At 47.6% G+C, this 22750-nt stretch carries 20 protein-coding genes, 2 pseudogenes and 1 riboswitch; of the genes and pseudogenes, 11 read left to right on the top strand and 11 right to left on the bottom strand.

Annotated elements, in window-relative coordinates; genetic code table 11:
* The 3 genes and pseudogenes from Q0986_RS08880 to Q0986_RS08870 form a co-directional block, all read right to left on the bottom strand.
* A pseudogene (locus Q0986_RS08880) lies at positions 1 to 105 on the bottom strand (lysozyme); the annotation flags it as partial.
* A 321-nt stretch (positions 106 to 426) separates the two neighbouring features.
* Positions 427 to 1401 carry a heme o synthase gene (locus Q0986_RS08875; RefSeq protein WP_299408190.1) on the bottom strand — a complete coding sequence of 325 codons (975 nt, stop codon included), beginning with the start codon at positions 1399 to 1401 and terminating at the stop codon, positions 427 to 429.
* An 86-nt stretch (positions 1402 to 1487) separates the two neighbouring features.
* The gene (locus Q0986_RS08870; RefSeq protein ID WP_299408202.1) at positions 1488 to 2372 is read right to left on the bottom strand and encodes a heme A synthase; all 885 of its coding nucleotides are present in this window, start codon (positions 2370 to 2372) and stop codon (positions 1488 to 1490) included.
* Positions 2373 to 2933: 561 nt separating this feature from the next.
* On the opposite strand from Q0986_RS08870, the gene Q0986_RS08865 reads away from it, so the two are divergent.
* From Q0986_RS08865 to Q0986_RS08855, 3 genes are all read left to right on the top strand, one after another.
* Positions 2934 to 3920, top strand: a complete 987-nt coding sequence (locus Q0986_RS08865; protein WP_299408187.1) for a cytochrome c oxidase subunit II — start codon at positions 2934 to 2936, stop codon at positions 3918 to 3920.
* A 64-nt stretch (positions 3921 to 3984) separates the two neighbouring features.
* The gene (gene ctaD, locus Q0986_RS08860) at positions 3985 to 5649 is read left to right on the top strand and encodes a cytochrome c oxidase subunit I (RefSeq protein ID WP_299408184.1); all 1665 of its coding nucleotides are present in this window, start codon (positions 3985 to 3987) and stop codon (positions 5647 to 5649) included.
* Positions 5650 to 5691: 42 nt separating this feature from the next.
* Positions 5692 to 6318, top strand: a complete 627-nt coding sequence (locus tag Q0986_RS08855) for a heme-copper oxidase subunit III (RefSeq protein ID WP_299408180.1) — start codon at positions 5692 to 5694, stop codon at positions 6316 to 6318.
* Positions 6319 to 6387: 69 nt separating this feature from the next.
* Here Q0986_RS08855 and Q0986_RS08850 read toward each other — a convergent pair whose 3' ends face one another.
* On the bottom strand, positions 6388 to 6849 hold the full coding sequence (locus Q0986_RS08850) for a hypothetical protein (protein WP_299408177.1): 462 nt from the start codon (positions 6847 to 6849) through the stop codon (positions 6388 to 6390).
* 305 nt (positions 6850 to 7154) lie between these two features.
* On the opposite strand from Q0986_RS08850, the gene Q0986_RS08845 reads away from it, so the two are divergent.
* On the top strand, positions 7155 to 7811 hold the full coding sequence (locus Q0986_RS08845; RefSeq protein WP_299408174.1) for a glutathione S-transferase family protein: 657 nt from the start codon (positions 7155 to 7157) through the stop codon (positions 7809 to 7811).
* Positions 7812 to 7821: 10 nt separating this feature from the next.
* On the opposite strand, the gene Q0986_RS08840 is transcribed toward Q0986_RS08845, so the two are convergent.
* Entirely contained in the window at positions 7822 to 8376 is a 555-nt protein-coding gene (locus tag Q0986_RS08840) for a Uma2 family endonuclease (protein ID WP_299408170.1), read from the bottom strand.
* 289 nt (positions 8377 to 8665) lie between these two features.
* Between Q0986_RS08840 and groL the strand changes: the two genes are divergently transcribed.
* Together groL and Q0986_RS08830 are read left to right on the top strand one after the other, a co-directional pair.
* Positions 8666 to 10342, top strand: coding sequence for a chaperonin GroEL (gene groL, locus Q0986_RS08835; RefSeq protein ID WP_299408167.1), 1677 nt, complete (start codon positions 8666 to 8668; stop codon positions 10340 to 10342).
* A gap of 263 nt (positions 10343 to 10605) precedes the next feature.
* Positions 10606 to 10695: riboswitch (Glutamine riboswitch) on the top strand.
* A 41-nt stretch (positions 10696 to 10736) separates the two neighbouring features.
* Positions 10737 to 11180: a DUF4278 domain-containing protein gene (locus Q0986_RS08830; RefSeq protein WP_299408163.1), complete on the top strand. Its 444-nt coding sequence runs from the start codon at positions 10737 to 10739 to the stop codon at positions 11178 to 11180.
* Positions 11181 to 11387: 207 nt separating this feature from the next.
* Here the strand turns inward: Q0986_RS08830 and Q0986_RS08825 are convergent, their stop codons facing one another.
* From Q0986_RS08825 to Q0986_RS08815, 3 genes are all read right to left on the bottom strand, one after another.
* Complete coding sequence (locus Q0986_RS08825) at positions 11388 to 11609, bottom strand: hypothetical protein (RefSeq protein WP_299408159.1); 222 nt, start codon at positions 11607 to 11609, stop codon at positions 11388 to 11390.
* A gap of 511 nt (positions 11610 to 12120) precedes the next feature.
* Complete coding sequence (locus Q0986_RS08820; protein ID WP_299408155.1) at positions 12121 to 13131, bottom strand: CsgG/HfaB family protein; 1011 nt, start codon at positions 13129 to 13131, stop codon at positions 12121 to 12123.
* 97 nt (positions 13132 to 13228) lie between these two features.
* Complete coding sequence (locus tag Q0986_RS08815) at positions 13229 to 14509, bottom strand: trypsin-like peptidase domain-containing protein (RefSeq protein ID WP_299408151.1); 1281 nt, start codon at positions 14507 to 14509, stop codon at positions 13229 to 13231.
* Positions 14510 to 15400: 891 nt separating this feature from the next.
* Between Q0986_RS08815 and Q0986_RS08810 the strand changes: the two genes are divergently transcribed.
* The 4 genes and pseudogenes from Q0986_RS08810 (at position 15401) to Q0986_RS08795 (ending at position 18721) form a co-directional block, all read left to right on the top strand.
* Complete coding sequence (locus Q0986_RS08810; protein WP_299408147.1) at positions 15401 to 16255, top strand: fatty acid desaturase; 855 nt, start codon at positions 15401 to 15403, stop codon at positions 16253 to 16255.
* A 53-nt stretch (positions 16256 to 16308) separates the two neighbouring features.
* On the top strand, positions 16309 to 17577 hold the full coding sequence (locus tag Q0986_RS08805) for a DNA repair exonuclease (protein ID WP_299408144.1): 1269 nt from the start codon (positions 16309 to 16311) through the stop codon (positions 17575 to 17577).
* A pseudogene (locus Q0986_RS08800) lies at positions 17534 to 18094 on the top strand (LD-carboxypeptidase); the annotation flags it as partial. The gene Q0986_RS08805 and the pseudogene Q0986_RS08800, both read left to right, overlap by 44 nt.
* A 48-nt stretch (positions 18095 to 18142) precedes the next feature.
* On the top strand, positions 18143 to 18721 hold the full coding sequence (locus Q0986_RS08795; protein ID WP_366918547.1) for an LD-carboxypeptidase: 579 nt from the start codon (positions 18143 to 18145) through the stop codon (positions 18719 to 18721).
* Positions 18722 to 18793: 72 nt separating this feature from the next.
* Here the strand turns inward: Q0986_RS08795 and Q0986_RS08790 are convergent, their stop codons facing one another.
* The gene (locus Q0986_RS08790; protein ID WP_299408141.1) at positions 18794 to 19282 is read right to left on the bottom strand and encodes a thiol-disulfide oxidoreductase DCC family protein; all 489 of its coding nucleotides are present in this window, start codon (positions 19280 to 19282) and stop codon (positions 18794 to 18796) included.
* A gap of 249 nt (positions 19283 to 19531) precedes the next feature.
* Positions 19532 to 20350, bottom strand: coding sequence for an SDR family NAD(P)-dependent oxidoreductase (locus tag Q0986_RS08785; protein ID WP_299408139.1), 819 nt, complete (start codon positions 20348 to 20350; stop codon positions 19532 to 19534).
* A 76-nt stretch (positions 20351 to 20426) separates the two neighbouring features.
* On the opposite strand from Q0986_RS08785, the gene Q0986_RS08780 reads away from it, so the two are divergent.
* On the top strand, positions 20427 to 21308 hold the full coding sequence (locus Q0986_RS08780) for a GNAT family N-acetyltransferase (protein WP_299408134.1): 882 nt from the start codon (positions 20427 to 20429) through the stop codon (positions 21306 to 21308).
* Between the two features lie 23 nt (positions 21309 to 21331).
* Here Q0986_RS08780 and Q0986_RS08775 read toward each other — a convergent pair whose 3' ends face one another.
* Entirely contained in the window at positions 21332 to 22588 is a 1257-nt protein-coding gene (locus tag Q0986_RS08775) for a hypothetical protein (protein WP_299408131.1), read from the bottom strand.
* Positions 22589 to 22750: the final 162 nt, after the last annotated feature.

Here is a 22750-nt window from a genome sequence, read left to right as displayed (position 1 = left end):
CAAGCCAAAAATCTCTCCCGGTTGAATTTGAAAGGAGACATCTTTAACTGCTTCAACCTTGCCGTAGGATTTTTTTAGGTTTTGGATGAGAACAGCAGGAGCCATAGAATCACAAATCTCAACAGGCAGTCTTTCTTATTTTATTACTGTGTCTACGATGCAATCGCATGAATCCTAGGAATTGCTGGTTGCCAGCGTGATGATTGAGGCCAAGCCTCATTGATTTTGTTGGGTTTAATGACAGAAATAGACTATATTTAGCCTTTGACAGGATTTTAGGTCAGTATTGCAACACCTTTTTCTTGCAAGACTCTTTTAAGCCTTTTAAGTCGACTATTCGCCATATTGTGTCATCAGACCATCGGCGAAAAAATCGATTGATCTCGATCAAAAAATTCCAGATCCGTTGCATTCAACGCTGCAGTCTTAACCAATACTGGGTGCCCAAGCTTGCAGAATATGGGCTGATTGGTGCCACATTTGATGGGTCCAGGGTAGGCTATCGACTCCCATCCCTGCACAGAGCAACATCATATACAGAATGGAAAATTTAAAGACTGACCGCGCCATCTGCTTATCCTCTGGTGTTTGAGTTAGTTGCCAGGCTTTGTGAATAAATTGTGCCCAGAGCACAATGGCAATCATCGCATATAGAGCACCAGACACTTGCAATGGATACACCAATAACAGGGTGACGGGCAATAATAGGAGCGTATATACAAAGGTTTGGTTGGCGGTGGTGGCCATACCATTGACGACAGGCATCATGGGGACCCCAACTTTGGAGTAGTCTTCTTCAATCATCATGGCGAGGGGCCAGAAATGGGGTGGGGTCCATACAAAGATGATGGCAAACAACACCCAAGCGGCCCAACTCAACTCTCCTGTGACTGCTGCCCAGCCGACTAAGGGCGGAATCGCACCTGCTGCCCCCCCAATCACAATGTTTTGGGTAGATGAGCGCTTCAGCCAGTAGGTGTAGACGCCAATATAGACAGCAATGCCAGACATGGCTAGGCAGGCACTGAGAAGGTTAGCGCTTAAGGCCAAAATCAGAAAAGCTGCCAATGCTAAGGCGGCGGCAAAGACGCTAGCCTGCCAGACTTGAATCCGTCCAGAGGGTAAAGGGCGATGCCGGGTTCGCTCCATGATGAAATCAATGTCGCGATCGTAAATACAGTTGATGGTATTGGCCGACCCTGCCGCACAAGCGCCTGCGATTAAGGTTGTCAAAAATAATCGTGGACCTACTTGCCCAGAGGACGCAACCCACATAGCGGCTGCCGTTGTAATCAGAAACAACAAGATGAGGCGCGGTTTAGTCAGTTGATAGAAATCGATGCAGGTCTGAGCAAAACCAGGATGAAGCCAAGGAACCTCAGCCCATATGGTTTTTTGCATATTTAAGCCTCTGAATAAATTCTAAGGTAGGACGAGACAGTGCGAAGGTTGTCACTGTCAGGGCAAAACGATTGGGGGCTGCTTGTTTAAGAGGGTTCCAAGGAGCCTGTGATGGAAATGGGCACCGTTTGCAGTGGTTTTACATATTCTGCTTGATGGCGATCACGAATCGCAATCACGCTAAAGATCACTAAGGTCCCTAACAAGCTAGCGCCAATGGCTTGATGGGCAACCGTTAGGCCCACCACTTGCAGATGTAATCGTAGTGTTGAAAGGCCGACCAAAATTTGCAGACCCAGCAAGCCCAAAGCGAGTTTCCCCAAGCCTCTTAAGTACGGGTGTAAGGCAGGGGTACGCCATGATAAAAACACTAAAGTCAAAACCGTGAGACTTGGGGGAACAACGCCAGCAATGTGATTATTCATAATCCGACACAGTTGGGCTCCCGCTAAGCATTGGTGAGCAGCCCATTGCGATGCCACTAATCCGCCCAGAATACTTTGGCCGTAGACGAGGACAACGGCTAAGGAGCTGAGCCACGGTAGGCGATTAACCACTCCCGTGCCTTGATAAGGCATCAAACTACTGCCAAGGACTAACATGCAGCTAAAAAACAACAGCCCTGTGGCTAGATGAGCCGTGACAATATCGAATCTCAGCAGTTGAGTGACGGTTAGGCCTCCTAGTACCCCTTGAAAGATAATCAAACCTAGACAGAGGGTTGTTAGAGCAGGCAACCATTTGGGTAATCGTGATTTCAACCACCAGGTCACGCCGGTTAACACAATCATCAAACAGCCGAGAGAAGACGCAATCAGACGATGAAACCACTCTAAGAAAACTTGGAGATTCATTTGCTCTTTGGGGACGAACTCTCCGTAGCATAAAGGCCAATCTGGGCAGGATAGTCCTGCATTCATCACCCGTGTGGCGCTACCTAAAGCCATCAAAAACAGCGTCAAGGTGGCCATGCCGAAGAACGCGTAGCTCAGGAAATGGGACGGAGTTTTACCCCCAGCATTCGTAGCTGGGGAATGGTTCTGTAATATCTCGGCCATAAATATTTCAACAACTATAGGAAGGAGAGTGTAACCACATCTGCAGTTATAAACTTTTGAATACTCACTGCTAGTACTCTATAAAGCACTTGATTCGAATAGTTACACTGTAACCAGTATTTTCCTGAAGCTGGAATGACCTGAAACATATTGCTACACAAGTGTTGCAGGTTAATCTGCACTGTCATGGATATTACCTTTTTTTAAGGGTTCTACTGAAAGATAGAAAGACATAGATTTTTGTAAGGAAACTTTAAGGTTCAGTCATCTCCAAACTTATGAATCAACTGCCAAGATAGTAGTGTCTGTTGTCTTGTCAGGATCCCAAAGAAAAGCCTAAGACTGCTGATCAGAGTTCCACCTTACCGAGTGAGCTGATCTACCGTAGTAGGTGATGTTGAAGGTCCTAAATAGGTGTTGAAGTCTTCTTATTGTTTGGCCTGATATCCGCTCTATCACTACAGGAAAATCACTGTGAAAGTTCCAACGGCGATTCTCACCTTAATTATTGGGATTTTAATTACCCTTGCGAGTCTTTGGGTCAGTCAAAACAATGATGTATTACTACCCATCGCTGCAGCATCTGAAGCAGCCGAAATCGATCGCTTATTCGCAGCGATGATGGCCATTGCCACGGGCCTATTTCTGATTGTTCAAGGGGCGTTGCTATATTCCTTATTTGCGTTTCGCCGTAAGTCAGATGATCAGACGGATGCTGAACCCGTGCATGGCAATGTGCCTTTAGAAATTGTCTGGACTGCTATTCCTGCAATGCTAGTGCTGTGGTTGGGAATCTACAGTTTCGATGTCTATCAGAGTATTGATAGCGTCGGTACGATGGGATCTCATAATATGGCCCATCAGCATGGCGATATGGAACAGGTGGCTGATGCAGATGCCGCCACCATGGTTACTGATCAAGGTCAGATGCCTTCTGGCGCACTCAGCCAAGCGGTTGCAACTGAAACCGTTGAACCATTGCAGGTCAATGTAGATGGTTTGCAATATGCTTGGCTATTTACATATCCCGATACGGGCATCATCTCTGGTGAACTCCATCTACCCGTGAATCGTCCCGTAACCCTCAACATTACGGCGAGGGATGTGATTCATGCCTTTTGGGTGCCTGAGTTTCGCTTGAAGCAAGATGCGGTCCCTGGGCAGGTCACTCATTTGAATTTTCAGCCCACAGAAGAAGGGGTTTATCCCGTGATTTGCGCCGAGTTATGTGGGGCATATCACGGAGCGATGAAAACCCGCTCCATTGTTCACTCCGGTCCTGAGTACCAAGCTTGGGTGGATAGTCAGCTCGTAGCGAATACGTCGAGGGAGACGGTCGCTCAATCTGTAACCGCGTCCCCCTTAGAACACCATGCTGCGGCGATGGGTCTACCTGATCACCTGCATGACCCCCATCAGTCGGATTTAGCTCAGGCCGGCCACTCCCATTCAGCGTCCTGACAGCGCTACTTAAATTTTGACGACAAGACATTTCTGTGATCACCCCGGGTTAAAGGATTGATTTATGACGGAAGCGCAAGCACCCCATCTAGAAGAAGTAGAGGTGACGCCTTGGCGCGAATACTTCAGCTTCAGTACAGACCACAAGGTGATTGGTATTCAATATCTGGTCACGAGCTTTGTGTTCTATCTGATTGGTGGACTCTTGGCAGAATTGGTACGGACTGAGTTGGCGACGCCAGCTTCAGATTTTGTGCCACGAGAGACCTATAACGAACTGTTCACCATGCATGCCACGATCATGATCTTTTTGTGGATCATTCCCACCTTGACGGGGGGCTTTGGCAATTTTTTGGTGCCGCTGATGATTGGGGCTAGGGATATGGCGTTCCCGAAACTGAATGCGATCGCATTTTGGATCATCCCACCCACTAGCATTTTGTTGTTGTGTAGCTTCTTCGTGGGACCCGCTGCTGCAGGTTGGACCTCCTACCCTCCCCTGAGCTTAATGACCAATAAAGCCGGAGAAGCTATCTGGATTCTAGGCGTGATTCTCCTGGGAACGTCATCGATTATGGCGGGGTTGAACTTCCTGGTCACCATCCTGAAGATGCGGATTCCCAGCATGACCTTAAATGATATGCCCCTGTTTTGCTGGGCCATGTTGGCCACCTCTGCTTTGCAGCTGGTGGCAACCCCTGTTTTGAGTGGGGCAATGGTGTTGTTGGGCTTTGACTTATTGGTCGGCACCAATTTCTTTAACCCAGCAGGGGGTGGTGATCCGATTGTCTACCAGCATATGTTCTGGTTTTATTCCCACCCGGCGGTTTACATCATGATTCTGCCGGCCTTTGGCTTAATCTCAGAAATTCTGCCCGTCCATGCTCGTAAGCCTATTTTTGGTTATCAAGCGATTGCCTATTCCAGTATTGCCATTAGCTTTCTGGGGTTAATTGTCTGGGCCCACCATATGTTTACCAGTGGCACCCCCGACTGGCTACGGATGTTCTTTATGATTGCTACGATGGTGATCGCCGTACCCACGGGTATTAAGGTGTTTAGCTGGGTGGCAACGGTCTGGGGCGGCAAGCTCAACTTATGCAGCGCCATGCTGTTTGGGATGGCCTTTGTCTCCATGTTTGTGGTCGGTGGCCTCAGCGGGGTGATGGTGGCCTCGGTGCCCTTTGATATCCACGTACACGATACCTATTTTGTCGTGGCTCACCTGCATTACGTCTTATTTGGCGGCAGTGTATTTGGCATCTATGCCGGGCTCTATCACTGGTTTCCCAAAATGACCGGGCGGATGCTGAATGAATTCTGGGGCAAGGTGCATTTTGCCATGACCTTTGTGGGCTTCAACATTTGCTTTTTGCCCATGCATGTCTTGGGATTGCAAGGGATGAATCGTCGGATTGCCGAATATGATCCGAAGTTTGCAGCTTTGAATGTCGTGTGTACGATTGGGTCCTATATCTTGGCGACATCGACGATTCCCTTTGTGGTCAATGCGGTGTGGAGCTGGCTGGCAGGTCCCAGAGCCAACAGTAATCCTTGGAAAGGACTGACGTTAGAGTGGACGGTTCCTTCCCCCCCACCCGTAGAGAACTTTGAGGAAGATCCCGTTTTAGCGATTGGTCCCTATGATTATGGGACGCCCAAGGCCCTCGATTTTGTGGCGGCCACCCTAGCGCCTGCCCCAGCCCTGGCAGCTGACAGCTTAGAGTAATACCCTCCTTAAACCTGAACACGTTAGCAACATTGGATACCTATGCAAGGTTCAACAGCCGATCAAAATCAAGCCGACATCGCCTATGCCGCAACGGTGGAAACCGCTGAGCACCATAGTGAGCATCCCGATTTGCGACTTTTCGGGTTTATTGTGTTCTTGGTCTCGGAAAGCATGTTATTTCTGGGACTCTTTGTGGCCTATTTTGCCTTTCGGGTGGTGACCCCTGAGTGGCCACCGGAGGGCACAGAAGAACTAGAATTGATGCTCCCTGGCATCAACACCATCATTCTGATTTCCAGTAGTTTTGTCATCCATAAGGCTGATACCGCGATAAAAAAAAGTGGGGATGTCAAAGCCGCCCGCTTGTGGTTTGCAATCACCATTGCCATGGGAGCCACGTTCCTCGCAGGCCAGGTGTATGAATACAATCATTTGGGCTTTGGACTCACCACCAACCTGTTTGCCAGTACCTTCTATCTGTTAACAGGGTTCCACGGATTACATGTGTTTGTGGGCCTCCTGTTGATGTCAGCCGTGCTATGGCGTTCACGAGTTCCCGGTCATTATTCTGAAACGAGCCATTTTGGCATTGAAGCCACTGAAGTCTACTGGCACTTTGTGGATGTAATTTGGATTATTTTATTTCTGATTCTGTATCTTCTCTAGGGCTAAATTGCCTTGCAAGGTATGGCTTTTACAGCAGCTCCACCCAAACTCTCAGAGTTTGGGTGGAGCTTAAAGTAATGATGACAAACATATGTTCTTCAGACTATCCAAAGTCGATTCATCTTCTACCTTCAAGCTTGCTAAGCCCAGTCGGTGGACAGTTTCGATTATCTGTTCATTGAATAGGTTATTGCGCTCTAAGAACTTGTCTATCAAAAGTCTCTCATGCGAGGATTTTGTTTCATATTCGCTGTTAGAGTAGATTCTCTGTTTCAAAAATCCATTACTAGCCGTTAGCCAAATAGCAGAAATACTGTCAAAGTCCAAAGTCTTGACCAAATCTGGCAATAGGGCTGATCCTTCTATGACTACTTTGTCTGAAGATGCATCATTGGCATGACCAACAACAATATGTTCAATAGTCGGCCACACATTCTCTCTATAGTGCCTGAGAACATCTTGGAGCAATTCATCAGCAGCCAGTCGTTGATAGTGCCTAGCTACATGACTGGGAATGTCTTTACGCCCCACTCGCCAAGGCCGTCCAGGATGGCGGGCTAGTTTATCTGTGGCAAGGTAAGTCCAATTGAGATGAGAAGCTAGACACTGAGCAAGGGTTGATTTGCCTACATGGGACGCACCACCAATAAGCAGAAGTCGCTGTCTAGTCAGCATAAGCTTTGGCGAAATGATCTTGTCTTTACTAATTTACTGTTGGTCCATACCAGAACTCAAAGCAAGCTGGCAATAAAGATAATGCACTCAGGAACGTGTAAAGGAGGAAATGGTATCTGTGGCAGAGTTCATTACTATTTCTGTTGTCGGAGAGATGATTAGTGATCACACTTTTTGGCAGTTTGGCCTCTGGTAATGTTCATAAAGTGCAATTAATTTTGCGTTTTATTAATCAGCCATTTCTTCGAGTTGAGGTTAGTCAGGCAAAAGGCGAAACCAAACGACCAGAATTGCTGAAGCTGAACCCTATGGGTAAGTTTCCAGTTCTACTGCTTGAAAGTGGTGATGTGCTGTCCGAGTCAAATGCGATTCTATTTTATTTCGCCAAAGATACGAGGTTATGGCCTGACGATACTCGAACCCAAACGGAGGTTCTGCGCTGGTTATTTTTCGAGCAGTACAGTCATGAACCGACTTTGGCAGTTATCCGCCACTTAAGCCGCTATGTCAAAGATCCCCACAAATATACCAAACATATCCAAAGCCTGAAACCCAAAGCCCGTCATGCTCTTCTAGTATTAGAGCAGCAGTTGCAGTCGCATTTGTGGCTAGCATCCGATCGATGTACAGTCGCTGATTACGCACTCTATCCTTATACGCGCACTGCCAATGAATCTGGTTTCAATTTAGCTGACTATCCAGCAATCGAAAAATGGCTGTCTCAAGTCGAAGCTCAACCTAACTTTTTGCCGATGGGCGTTGAAGGAGCGCAAAACGTGCAAGGTTTCTATGAATATTTTCAGGGAAATCGCCCTTAAACCCCCAATTTCACAGAAAGCTGGCAAAAGAGATAATGCACTTAGGGAATGCAATAGGAGAAATAGTATCTTCAGCAGATAAGGTTATCTCTTGCTGGTAACCCGTAGGGGACGGATGGCGCAAAACCCATAGCTGCTGATCAGAGACATCCCAGATCCAATAGTCTGTGATATTGGATTGAGCATAAACTCTGGCCTTGAGTGTTTGATCTCGCTTGAAAGTTCGATCAGAGACTTCTATTAACAAATGGATTTCATCAGGATTAGGGTGATGATCTTCGTAGTCTCGCGGATTGAGGGCAACAACTGCAATATCTGGTTCTGGCTCAGAATTATTGTTTAATTGCACAGGGTCTTGGAACCGCAATAATGCCTGCTCACCTAATACTTGACTCAAAACTCTTGCGATTCGGGTCATGGCTGCGCTGTGGGCCGTTCCTTTAGCAGCCATGTGATACAACTGCCCCGCAATTAACTCTACCCGTTCGTCTGGGGTTAAGATACCCACCTCTACCATCCGATGGTAGTCCTGTACGCTCAATCGTCTTAGATCTGTTGAGATCATGATTTTGTCGCATCCAGCAAGAACTCTATGTCAGTTATAGCAGCAGCATACTGCAAGCCCTATCAATGTGAGGAGAGACTGGTGCCAGCAGATTATTTCATTGGGGTGCCAGCCCATCCGCAGAAGTTCGGTTATCTGCACAATAACCCGATATTTTAGTTCGGGCCTTGGGGCTACAATGGGTTAGCTCAGATTTAGCACTCTCCTCTTGAGAGTGCTAGTTTGCTGAAAACGATAAAAAACGTTGTGTGTAATTCACTGAGAAGGCGCGAACGAGAGGACGCTTGCAATGGCCAAACATGTAGTATTTGATGAAGAGTCTCGTCGTGCTCTAGAGCGTGGCGTAAACTCTCTGGCAGATGCCGTACGTATCACCTTGGGACCCAAAGGTCGCAATGTGGTTCTAGAGAAGAAATTCGGAGCACCCCAGATTATTAATGATGGGGTCACAATTGCCAAGGAAGTAGAGCTTGAGGATCCGTTGGAAAATGCGGGTGCCCAGCTGATGCGAGAGGTGGCTTCCAAAACCAATGACGTGGCGGGGGATGGCACCACCACTGCAACAGTATTGGCCCAAGCCTTGATTCGCGAAGGTCTTAAGAATGTTGCTGCTGGCGCAAATCCTGTGGCCGTCCGCAAGGGCATTGATAAAACGATTGATGCCTTGGTTAAGGAGATTGAAACCAAGTCGAAGCCGGTTGCTGGAGATGCGATCGCACAAGTGGCCACCATCTCTGCCGGGAACGATACCGAAGTCGGCCAGATGATCGCCCAAGCCATGGATAAAGTCGGCAAAGATGGCGTGATCACGGTCGAAGAATCAAAGTCCCTAGCCACAGAAATGGAAACCGTAGAAGGGATGCAAATTGATCGGGGTTATATTTCTCCCTACTTTGTCACCGATGCCGAGCGCATGGTGGCTGAGCTGGAAAATGCCCGGTTACTGATTGTCAACAAAAAAGTGAGTTCTCTCCAAGACCTCGTCAGTATTTTGGAGCAAGTGGCTCGGGCCGGACAGCCGTTGCTGATTATCGCAGAAGACCTAGAAGGCGAAGCCTTAGCCACCCTAGTAGTAAATAAACTGCGAGGCGTTCTGAATGTTGTAGCAATCAAAGCGCCTGGCTTTGGTGAGCGCCGACAAGCCATGCTGCAAGATATTGCCGTGCTGACTGGCGGCCAAGTCATTTCAGAAGATGTGGGCTTATCCCTCGACAAAGTTGAGTTAGAGATGTTGGGCACCGCCCGTAAAGTCACCATCAGCAAAGACAACACCACGATCGTGTCTGAAACAGGCAACAAAAGTGATGTTGACAAGCGAGTGGAACAACTGCGTCGTCAACTGGAAGAAACCGATTCAGAGTACGACAAAGAAAAGCTACAGGAGCGAATTGCGAAGCTGGCAGGCGGCGTTGCCGTGATCAAAGTCGGTGCGGCCACAGAGACCGAACTGAAGGATCGCAAGTTGCGCATCGAAGATGCCCTTAACGCCACTAAAGCTGCGGTAGATGAGGGCATCGTACCTGGAGGCGGCACCACCCTAATTCATCTGACCAAAAATATTGAGGCCATCAAAGCCCAATTAAAAGATGAAGAAAAAGTCGGTGCTGATTTAGTGGGCATTGCTTTAGAAGCACCACTCTCTCAAATTGCCGATAATGCCGGTAAAGAAGGGGCTGTGGTCGTCGAAAAAGTCCGTGATGCTGACTTTAGCTATGGCTACAATGCCATGACGGATACCTATGAAGACATGATTGCCGCGGGTGTGGTTGATCCTGCAAAGGTGGTTCGCTCTGGCCTGCAAAATGCAGGTTCGATTGCAGGTATGGTCTTGACCACCGAAGCTCTCGTGGTCGATAAACCTGAACCCGCTGCTGCTGCCGCGCCCGATATGGGCGGCATGGGTGGCATGGGCGGCATGGGTGGCATGGGCGGCATGGGTGGCATGGGCGGCATGGGCATGATGTAAGCCTTTGCTGGTCTAAGACCTTGAGTCTTCTCTAACAGTCTGCGATTCTGCAGGCTGTTTTTTTATGCCAGCATGCCGCAGAATGCAGTCTTTTCAGTGGGAACGGCCTGGGGAGAATATCAGTCTGGAAATGGTGATGCTCGCTTGAAAATTCTGTCTTAACCAGGAGACGAATCAAAAGGCTTAAGCAAATTTTAAGCTTTAGATAAGCTTCTCTTTGTCAGGTTCTAATTTGAAAAGGGTATCATTAGATACAGAAATAAATCGTTCATCTTGCATCACTTATCCGTTTGATTCCTTTCAAGGGTGGGGCCGCAAGACGGAAGTAAGGCAATTACCTGAAGGAACGCGCCTCAATCAATATCTTTCTTGAATATTAGGTCGGAGGCCAACTATGAAGTATTCCTATCGTGGTGTCGAGTATAACCACGTTTCCCCCTCGCTAGAAGTCACTGAAACTGAAATCATCGGGCATTATCGCGGAATGCCAATGCGCCGACGGAATTATGCAACGACTCATCTCCATCAACCCACGCATCAACTGAAGTATCGTGGCGTTGAGTATGGATCGGGTGTGAGCACAGACATGCCCCGTGAACATGTACAAACGACCACACCTAAGATTCCTGATGTGGTTCCCAAATCGATTGCTGTGGGTTCTGCGATGAATTACGCTAGACCGACGGGTCGCTTGGGTATTCGCGATGTGTCTGAATTAGAGAAGGTGCACAATACCTTTATTCGCCAAACCTTGGAGCACCGCCTAGCCGTAGCCAAGCTTAAAGGTGACCAAGGACTGATTCAGATGTTAGAGCAAGAGCAGCATCAGCTGAACTAGCGCTTGATACCGCAGTCATCAACACAAAAAGCCTCCAATCTATCAAGATCTGGAGGCTTTTTGTCTGAAAAAAAGCGGTCGTGGCTGAAAAACTCTGAGTAGATCAAGAGCGAGGCGAAATTGTTATGTCCATCGCTTTGACTCATGATTTTGTGGGTTGCCTATGCTCAGAGCATCTGAGGTTCTGACAGCAATATTTAGGTCGATCTAATCAATCGCTTGCAAGAGTTGCGATCGCTCCAATGTGGCTTGGCCAAAGCCAGGGACCCAGGCCACCCAGCGATCTTTTTCAGCTTCGCACAGCAATAATGCAGTATCTGCGCTGTATTCAGAGAGGCAATCACGCAGTTGTACCCATTGAGCCGCTTTAGGAACAAAAACATCTGCTAAAGAGAGGGTTGCTTGTGGCGTTTTAGTAGATATACTCATCACAAACCAAAAAATGTATTAGTTTATACAGAAATTCTAGATGAGATTGATAGTTGATCAGCTAGTTATATTGAAACTTAACGTGATAGCGCTTAGCCTGTCCCTGAAATAGCTATAAAACCAACTGTTTTGGGCATTGTGATGTTGAAATCTATGTCATTCAGCCCCGTTTATGAAGTAGAAGCACATATTTGTACATATCTATTTATGGCTTAGAGATTGCTAAATTCATCTTTTTATGGTTGAATACGGCAAAATTCGCACCTGTATATCCTATGATTACCCTCTGTCCTTCACTCTTAATTCTGGCGTTGGCGACGGGATATTTATTCACTGTTTATATGGTCTTAGGTTTGTGCCAACAGGATCGATCCACAGTCTTAAAGTGATCGGCACCCGATACCACCCCTTAGAGGTTGTGTGCAGGCTGATCACAGCCAATCCCTTGCCTTTTTGACGATTGCAAGGGATTGGCAAGCCAGGCTCAAACTCAGTCGGGGGGTAGCCTCCCTTATTCAACGGCTTTGGCAACATCTCCTACCTTAAATCCTGTGCCGGTCAGGATTTTGCCGACAGAAGATTGAGCATCGACTTCTGTCAACTGGATGCGACCCACAGATTCCGTTTGCCGCCTGAGTAATTTGCCAGTGGTGGGGTCCTTGATATCTTTGATGACACGTTCCACAGAAACAACCATACCCGGTCGGAAGCCATGGGCACCCCCCTTATTGAGGACAATTTGATTCCCCGTGACATCAGCCACGACCATTTCTTCGACGGGAAGTGTTGCGGGTTGGGCCGCTAGCTGTGGAGCAACGGCAGCCAACTGAGCTACGATTTTGTCAACCGCTTGGCCAGAGGCTTCTCCCAATAATCGCTCACTGCTGTCGGAATCTGTATTTACGCCAATGCCCAGAATGCGACCTCGCCCTCCACTTTGATCGGCCTGGCCCGTTCCCTCTGCTGCTGTTAAGATTTCGCCGGTGGCAGTGCTGACGAGACGGGTGGAGAGCTGCACAATCGCGACCTGAGTTTTTTGTTTACCTCCCAGACCAAAGAATCCGCCCACGGATCCACCTTTAGACTGCTCTTCTACATGGAATTGGGTAATTGAACCAATCAAGACTGCATCTACACCCAGCACGCGCCCAATCTGAGCAGCAGTCGTGGGTTCAATCCGACCAGACCGTCCCAGATTTTGCTCTGCTAAAATGGCATCAACTTTACTGCGTTCGACGAGGATGTAGGTTCCCTCTTTGACGAGCTCATTGGTGAGTAGATTGCTGATACCTTTAGAGGCTCCGTTTTGACCGTACAATCCATAACTCAGCCCCGTTTTGCTGACATTGGCATAGTCAAAGTCTAGGACGGCGATCCGGCGGCTTTCCTTGGGCTTGATTTGCTCCACACCGATACTAGGAGAGCTGAGAGGGTTAGCATAAACTGAACTCGGAACGCAAAAAGCTGTGAGAACCGTGAGAGCAATAGAAAGTTTAGCAATGGGTAAAACTGTGTGTTTCATGAAAGTAGGCGTCCAGTACATCCTTAAAGGTTTTGACGGTAGTGAGGAAGATTCAGTTTCCAGTTTTGAAAAGATAGAATCTGGGTGGAGAAAAAGTTTAGCGATGGTCTTCGACCGGCCTATGGCCATCGCAAATGGTTCGAATCGACTGTCGGCAGTTTTTAGAGGCAATATTGATCGCTTCTAAAGCCCGCTGATAGTCGGCTTGGTTGTTATCTTTAAGGGCCAGATCGGCGGCGGTGCGTAAATCGTTGAGGGCGGCTCCTTGTTGGCCTTGGTTAAGGTACACAATCCCTCGGTTGTAGTAGAGAATGGCATGGTCTCCTTGGAGCTGGATAGCTTGGGAGTAATCTGTGATCGCACCCCCACTATCCCCCAAAGACGATTGCACCAAAGCCCGACCGATATAGGCTTGCAGTAGATTTTTATCCAACTGAATCGCCTGATTAAAATCCTGTAAAGCTCCGGTCTGATCCTGTTTAACGAGGCGAATACTGCCGCGCAGAGCATAAGCCGGGGCAAATTGCGGATCTTGACCAATGGCTTGGGTGGTATGGCGTAGCGCCCCTGCCATATTCCCCAGGCGATATTGATCGAGTGCCTGCAAGTGGAAGTCATCTGCACTAGAGGGGGCAGACGGTATAGAAGCTAAGGTCGGTTTAACCGTGGGAGTGACGGTATTGGCCGGGGCCATCTTCAGAAACGTATGAATCGGAATCCCGAGATTAAACCCCGTTTTGATAAAGATATCGGGGTTGATATTTTGATTTTGAACTGTAGTGGTGGTGTCGGCACGGCCATGAATGCCCAGTAATTTGCCATCCTTGTCTAGGACGGGTCCGCCGCTCATGCCGGGAAGGGTGTTGTTGGTATAAACCAGGGCATAGCCATCACTCAAGGGACGGGTGGCATTGGCCGTAATCGTGCCTGTGGTGAAGTTATAGATAATGTCTGTCAACGCCTGAGTTCGGCTGGGAAACCCGGCAACATAGCTCTCACTTCCTTCTGAGAGCTGCTGAGAATCGCCGATCTTGACCACAGTATAGGAGCGGTCACTGGTAAACTCCAGCAGAGCTAAGTCAACCCCAGGAAATTTGGTAATCGTCTGCACATTAACGGGATATTCCTGGCCATCATTGGTAATAACGACGTATTCATCGACGGTGGCCACCACATGGGCTGCGGTCAACACCGTATAGCGATTGCCATTCCGTTTGATGATCACGCCGGAGCCAGGGGCTTGGCTGTCTAGTCGTACGGTAATCTGTTTGGCGACTTTGTTAATTTCAGCGGGGCTAAGGGCGAGGGCGACTTGCGGTGCCAAGCTGAGTGCGGCAACCGTTCCCAAGAGCAGGGTGATTTTGGGGGGAATGTTCATGCAGTGTCCTAAAAATATGCCGATAGCCTATAAACCAATGCGTAAGTATCGTATTCAGTGAGCATAATCCTCTCAAGCGAGGATACCCCCACCAGGATATAGGTGAGACAAGGTTTTATCCATCAGAAGAAAAATTAAGTATCTATTTTCATTCTAGCCGCATAATTTCAAGAGGCTAAGACCTAGATCACTGGCCAATGGCTACTTTTGAGCTTGTGCATTCACAAGTAGCGCTATATCGTGCCTGATTAAACGCTGTGTTAGCATTCTGATGTTCAAAATGCAATTATAAAATTAATTGTCTATTTTTTTGTGATTGTAATTATTTTCAATTAGACTGCCTAAGCGATCATCTCTAAGCGCGTTAGTGCCCTTGCATTTGCTTGGTGATTGAGTGCCTAAAGCAAGTTCTAGAAATCAAGATAAAAGTTAATGCAAATAGAGGCTGGTAGATTTAGATGAATAATTCTAAGTTGCATAAAATCAACTAGCCGTTTAGCTTCTAAATATTTCCCTACTTCTAATACTTTAAGAGCTACCAGTGCCCAATATGAGCGCCAGGATTCATGCAGAAAAAATTTAATCTTCTCAGGTTTATTGGAGAAATTTTTGGACGTTCTCTATTCCCAATTACTGCTCTCATAATTATAGGAGGAACGGTTCTCTGGGGGCCTTGGATAAGCCTAGTTTTAGCATTGTCTTGGTTTATCACCGTCCTTTGGTGGATAGGTTAAGACTATGGGTGTAGATAAAACTCAAGGCATCCCCAGGAAAGCAATTCTTGTCAACTTTGAAGATATACACTGCATTATTTTCCATATGCTATGTTTAGCTGCATATGGCTGTGCATTTTGGCTTTATCTACACCCAGAACTGTCACATACCAATAGTTTGGGATCTCGGCTAGCCTTTATAGCTGCATCTGCACTTCTATTGGGATGGATTACAGGGGTTAATGTAGGCGTTAACTTTCACAACCATACACATCGAAAATTCTTTCGAGTCGCTTGGTTGAATCGATGGATCACTCGATTATGGACATTCTCGGGGGGATGGCCTGGTTTTTTTTGGGAATATAACCATTTAATGGTTCATCACCCCAACGTGATGGCATCAGAAGACTGGACGGCACCTCGATATCGACCCAGTGGTGGTTTTGAAAATATTTATCGATTTTGTTTCGCTCACTGGCCTTATCGCTATATTGTTCATCTGTGGCAAGAATTTCGACGGGGTAGTAAAGGTAAATACACCAATTCTGAAGCCATTAAAGAGTTGATGATTTTCCTCTGTCTTTGGTCTATCCCTTTTTTGATTGCTCCAAAAATGTCATTAGGGTTATGGGTTTTACCTCAATATATTGCCAATGTCGTCATTATGGGGCCGGGAATGTATGCTCAGCATATTGGCTGTGTGGAGCCCTCTGCAAAAGACCCATTTTGTCATTCAGTCACCTTTGTCTCTCCATTCTTTAACCTGACCATGTTCAATATTGGGTATCACATTGAACATCATTCTGATCCCTCCATTCACTGGAGTGATCTTCCTCAAGCCCATCAAGACATGAAGTCAGACCTCATTAATAATCAGGCCCATATTGTTCCTTTTGGCCTCTATCATTGGGGAATACGACTTTTACTTGAACCTGAGCGCTCAGCACTGTGTAAAGGTGAATTCGCCTCTACACAACACCCAAACTATTGTTTAGCTCAAAATCAGTTGGCTAACCCTCCAGCAATTAAGTAGGCTGCCTCAGGTGCATCTAGTTGTCTAAAGTTACGGTTATGGATTAGAGCAATATGCCTCGCTTCCTTCATGTTGCTGATGTGCATTTGGGCTACACCAAATATGACTCACCAGAGCGCACCAAAGATTTTTTTCTCGCTTTTAGTGATGCTCTAGAGCGTTATGCCATTGAACCCCAAGTCGATTTCGTCTTAATTGTCGGAGATTTATTCGAGCATCGCCAGGTCCTTCCTGCAGTCCTTAATCAAGCTCAGCTCTGTTTGGATCGGCTACAAGAAGCAGGCATTCCTGTCTTAGCCATTGAAGGGAATCATGACTATCGACTCTATGGCACCAGTACCAGCTGGTTGCGATATCTGGCCGACTGGGGACGCTTGATGCTGTTGGAACCCAATACTGAAGAAGAATTAGAACCATGGGATCCTGAAGCGAGGCGCGGTGGTTATATCGACCTGGACTGTGGTGTGCGAGTGATTGGATCTCGATGGTATGGTGCTGCTGCGCCGCAAGCAATTCAATCCTTAGCTCCTTTGATAGAACAACTTCCCTCTGGCCCGGACCATACGGTAATGATGTTCCATCATGGATTGGAGGGACATGTCTCTCGCTATAGTGGTGCATTGCGGTATCAAGACTTTGCGCCGTTGCTCACTGCAGGAGTGGATTATTTAGCCCTCGGCCATATTCACCGTAGCTACACTGCCGAAAGCTGGATCTTTAATCCCGGCTCCATCGAAGCGAATAGCGTGATTGAAAACCAGGACCAGAATCCTCGGGGGGTTTTCCTGGTTAACCTAACCAAGAAAGGAATCAAAGCTGATCTCAAATCCGATTATTATCAACGCCATATTGAGCGGTTGATCCTGAAAGCCGAGCCGAAGCAAACGGCGGCAGAGTTGGAAGCAGCGGCAATTACTACGATTGAAACGGCCTATAAAAAAGGCAAAACAGAAGACGCAATCGTCGAACTCAAAATTCAGGGCACCATTGGGTTTGAACGCTCGGATCTGAATGTGAAAGAGTTGAGAACTCAACTCCATACCCTCAGCAAAGCCTTAATTATGCTGATTAAATATGAAGTCACCGGGGTTGAGTACCATAGTTATATCAGTGATCAAGAAGAACTCCCCTCTCGCCACGATATTGAGCGACTGGTTTTTACCGATCTTTTAGCTGCGAATGCCCATTACCGAGATCAGGCTGAATTGCTTTCTTCGGGCCTGATGGATTTAAAGGATCGTCTGCTTAAACAGCAGACAGAACCTGAACTCTATCAATATGCTCAGGACTTGCTATCTACAAACACGAAAGCAGAAACTTAGCTCAGTTTGTCCATGCTTTCTAATCGCTGTATATGGGTTGGAATCGCGAGCAATAGCATACAGAGCCGTGGAACCTCTGATATTCTATGCTCAAATCTGCGGACTACAGCCTAGCAAAAATAGCATGTTAGCGAATCTCAAAGCTTGTAAACTTGCTAAAGGCGACACGATAGGCATTGTGAGCCCTTCATGGGGAGGTGCAGGTTATTATCCTCACCGTGTGGAAAAAGCAAAGCAACATCTGACATCACTTGGCTTTAAAGTAAAATTTGCCAAACATGCCCTGAATACAAAGGGTATTACTTCCGACACCGCAGTTAATCGTGCGCAAGACATTCACGATATGTTTTCAGATCCGAGCGTGAAAGCTGTGATTGCTGCAGTAGGTGGCGACCACTCCTGCCACTTACTTCCTTAACTGGACTTTAATTTGATTGCCAGTAATCCAAAGATCTTTATGGGTTATTCAGATATCACCGTACTCAACCTGGCCATCTGGAAAGAAACTGGGCTTGTCACTTTTAATGGTCCTGCGCTGATTACCGATTTTGGTGAACATCCTTCCATGTTGTCTTATACCGAGCATTACTTTCTCAAGGCAACGGTCTCAGGGGAGCCTATCGGTATCCTGGAACCTGCTTCTGATTGGACTGAAGAGTTCCAAGACTGGGAACAAAAGATGGATTTAAATCGCCCTCGCAAATTGACGCCATCTGTTGGGTGGCACTGGCTCCGAGCCGGGAAAGCGGAAGGGAAATTGATGGGTGGTTGTTTGGAGTCTCTTCAGCATTTGCGAGGGACACCTTACTGGCCCGATTGGGACAATACCATTTTCTTCTTCGAGACGTCAGAGGAAAAGCCATCGCCTGCAACCATTGACGGAATTTTGATGGACTATGAAATCATGGGTGTCCTTCAAAAGTTGAGTGGGTTGATTGTGGGACGTCCCATGTATTATTCAGATGAAGAGAAATCACAATTAGATCAGCATATTCTTGAAAGAACCCGCAAATTCGATTTCCCCATTATCACCAACATGGATTTTGGCCATACAGCACCGCAATTTACCTTACCCATTGGTTGTCAGGCTAAAATCGATAGTGCCAAAAAGCATTTCGAGATCATTGAGACGGCTGTGATTTAAACCTTCTCCAAGATATGTAAAAGAGAGGGGTTGGTTGGGTCGTGTGACCGATACCAAGGTGAAAACGCAAGATTAGTCCGTCGGGAAGCGACAACGATCTGAATCGCACTGCTCAATTTGCTGGTGTCGTTCAGCAATAATGGTGGCTAAATTTGCTCTACCTGTGAGCTTTAAGCGCCAAGCAGCCCAAATCTCATAAATAAAGTCTGCGATGGGACCAATAATGGGCAGCTTCGTAATCGCATAGACCCAACCCATTCCTAAAGCTTCATAGACTTTGCGAAAGACGGGCACACCCACCATCACTGTGCCATCAGGCAATAATGCGTGAATGGTCCCCATTGCGGTCTCAAAGTCAATGTTGCCGTTGTCTTCAGGGGCATAATTCAAGTCGGCGATATCGACAAAGGCGACTAACCCTCGACCTGCATCCCGTTTCTGTAAAAAATTGACTTCTCTCACACAGAGGGGGCAAGCGCTATCGTAGAGCAGCTTAATTTGCCATGAGGTGCTGCTCTCGTCTGAAGAATGGGTAGCAGATGAAGTGGAGTCGATAATCATGCAATTTTTTGACACAGTGGGGCTTTATTTTGACTATAACTTTATCTGTTAAGGCTAGGGGGCGGGAACGTGCTGGATAACAATTTAGCAATCTATATACAACGGATGGCGGAGGATAGGTAAGACGGCTGTGGCTGCATAGTCCGGTGATGTGTCTGGCCAACCGTGTGAAGTACAGTTAGCGTTGTGCTTCTAGCCAGAGAATCCCCGAGCGTTAGCACAGAGAGCATATCAAATAGCTTTTCTGTGCTAAGCCTGTTTGCTTATTTGTTGGCTGATTTGAGTACTGCCCCAGTTCACGAGTCCAGGTGCAAACCGCTTGAGGCGAGACAATATTTGGGCAGGCAGATCAGGGAAAACGTCTGCTTTATTCTTCTGAATTCCCTGAATGGTTGCCAGCATAATATGGCGAGGATCTGTGATTAGCCAAGAAGGTAAATCTTGTTTCCCCGTGGCGAAAGACCCAAACCGATCCACATTTAAGATCGGCGTACGGCTAAAAAAGGGGTAAACAGCCGTGACCTTCACGTTAAAGCTCTTGACTTCATGGCGTAAGCCTTCACTAAAGCCCCGCAATCCAAATTTGCTGGTGGCATAGGGGGTTAATCCTGCAAAGGCGGTCCATCCAGCGACCGATGAAATGTTGACGATATGCCCATGACGACGAGCAATCATATCAGGAACCCATCGGCTACTCAATCGCATCGGTGCCAATAGGTTAAGCTGCATCACCTGCTCCCAGCGATCGCTGGGGATTTCATCGAGACGCCCATACACCGCTATGCCAGCATTGTTGATCAAGATATCCACAGGCAGATTGAGCGATCGCACCTGCTGATACAAAAACTCACACCCTGCTGCAGAGGTCAGATCAGTGACAATGCTCGGCAGTAATTCGCCTGGAGACGAGGATGAGTGGGACTGTTGGGCCTGTTGTTCAAGCCGTGCAGCATTGGTCCCCGTACAAATCACTCGACTGCCTGCGGCTAATAAAAGCTGGGTCAACTCTTGGCCAAAACCACCTGTTGCTCCTGTTAAGAGAACAACAGCATTCTTTAACTCGGTCATGGATAGACCTTAAGGTTACTGTGATCAAATTGTAAAAGATGTATGGATGTCCAGAATGTCGCACAGAATCACTTCTATGATCGAGAAGCTCGCCCCTGACACTCCGAGAGGCATTGACCGGATGGACTTCCAAATCCGACCTGCTCAACACGCGGATCTGGCTCATATCCGCGCTTGGGCTGTGCAGGAGTCCTGGAATCCTGGTCGATATGATTTAGAGGTGTATTGGCAACAAAATTGTTTACTCGTGGGCTGGCTCGATCAGCAACCCATTGGCTGTATTTCTGCCGCATCCTACGGCCCAGAATTTGGGTTTTTAGGGTGCTATCTTGTCGATCATCGCCATCGGGGACATGGTTATGGCCGATTTCTATGGGATAAGGCCATTTCTGCCTTACCTGCACACTGTATTGGTCTAGAAGGAGCCGTTGCCCTGCAAGAGACGTATCTCCGACATGGCTTTTTGAAGTCCTGTTTGCATGTTCGCCATCAACTCCTTTCTCGCCCTGGTGCAAGTAAATCCGAGGCTTTGGTGCCTATTCATACCTTGCCTTTTAAGCAAATCTTGGCCTACGATACGCGTCACTCTGTGGGAATGCGATCGCATTTCCTACGTGACTGGTTGACGAGCCCTAGCATGCAAGGCTGGGGCTATGTTCAATCCGGTGAATTACAGGGGTATGGCTTGATTCGACCCGCTGAAATCGGATACCGGATTGGCCCGCTGTTTGCCAACACAGCCGAAGTCGCTCAACAGCTCTTGTCAGCACTCTTACAACTTCCCCCCTCTAGTCAACCGATCTTTATGGATGTGCCCAAAATTAACGTTCAGGCCCAGCCGCTGATGCAGATGTTCGACGCTATTCCCCTATTTAGTAATTGTCGGATGTATAAAGGGACCATCCCCTCCCTGCCTTTACAGGAAATTTATGGAGTGACAACCCTAGAGATGGGATAGTCCCCCTTCCCCAAGATTGGGACTCAATCCTGAGTCCGTAAAATGGTTCCTGCTTGAGGATGAGCCGTTTGAGTATAGGATTTACTGCCATAGGCTGCACCATAATCTGTCCCTAAGCCGAAGTACCATTTCCCCTGTAATTGAGTAAAGGAACGGGCAAAGGTGTCAGATTCAAAGGTCAAAACCTCGCACCACAGATCTTGATCGGTAGCTTGTCTGACCCGATTGACAAAGCGTTGCTGCCCCGTACGCTGCTGGCGTTCACTGGTTAAGACATATAATCCCTGTCGAGTCGCTACTAAGTCCCAAGGCACTTCGTTAGGGTTAAGCGAGATGCGGCGAACTTGCGTTTGATTGGGCTTCAAAGACCGTGCCACAAATAATCCAGGTGGCTGGAGATGTGGATCTTCACGATTGAGGACTTTTGCGCCTTGAGCAGAATAAGAAACATAGCGGGATAGATGTCCCAGATAAGCCAATCGAGATTGGTAGGGCACAACTTTCGTGATCTGAGTGGCTTGACTGTGATCGGGGAATAACTGAGTTCGCTCTAGATCGGTTCGGTGGATCGGCCTTAAGGTGGTATCGATCTGCCAAGGGGATCCGCCAGGAAAGACATACAGTGATCCTTCGAACTGAGCCATCAGGGCTGGGTCTGGTCGAAGCGTTTGCACATCCTGCCATGTGCGTCCATTATTGGCAGACCTGAGCAAGTACCCACGATTGTCTCGACGCCGGATGACAGACCAGAGTTGACGTTTAAAGCCTTGAATCGACCAAACATGAACGCCGCCAGGCAACGTGCGCACCTTTTGCCAACGCCGTTTTTGGAAGCGATAGATATTGCCAAATTTCCAACTCTCTCGTGAATCGATCCCAGGGGTATAGAGGGTGGCATTGATTCGTTGGAAGTCTCGAATCTGTTCTTCCGGCGCGACAAAATTAAATTGAAATTGCTGAGATTGAGGGTCAAAAAACCAGAGTGGTATCGGCCCCTGATTTGCATTACTGTCGCCATGCCCTAGATAGACTTGGTTCTGAAACGGGTACATCACCCAAACATTGCGGGCATAAGGTTGAGATTTGGCGTATTGGCCCGTAGCAAAAGGCGTGCCTAAGCGCTCCAAGCGTTTCGTTACATCTTGCTGCGGCAAAGGGTCACAGGTCTGTGCGGTTGACACTAACGGCCAGAGCCAGGTCTTCATCCCTAGGACACCTAGACCGCCCAGCAGCCCCACCCCTAACATCATGAAAGTATGGCGATGCAAATGGCTTTTCATATCTCAGGCTGCCTCTTTCAATGCTTGTGGTGAGCTGACACATCTCTCATGTCCGCCAATGAAAAGGCGAAGAGGGTGTCCTTGCAACGGCCGATAGGAAGACTAGGCAGCTCGCCATCACACATAGGATTCTGCAATCAACAGTCACTTTTCATTATTAGC

This window comes from Acaryochloris sp. IP29b_bin.148 (assembly GCF_028285565.1).
In the GTDB taxonomy this organism is placed as follows: domain Bacteria; phylum Cyanobacteriota; class Cyanobacteriia; order Thermosynechococcales; family Thermosynechococcaceae; genus Acaryochloris.
Note: the sequence above shows the minus strand (reverse complement) of the source record. Positions and strands in the feature narration are given on the sequence as shown.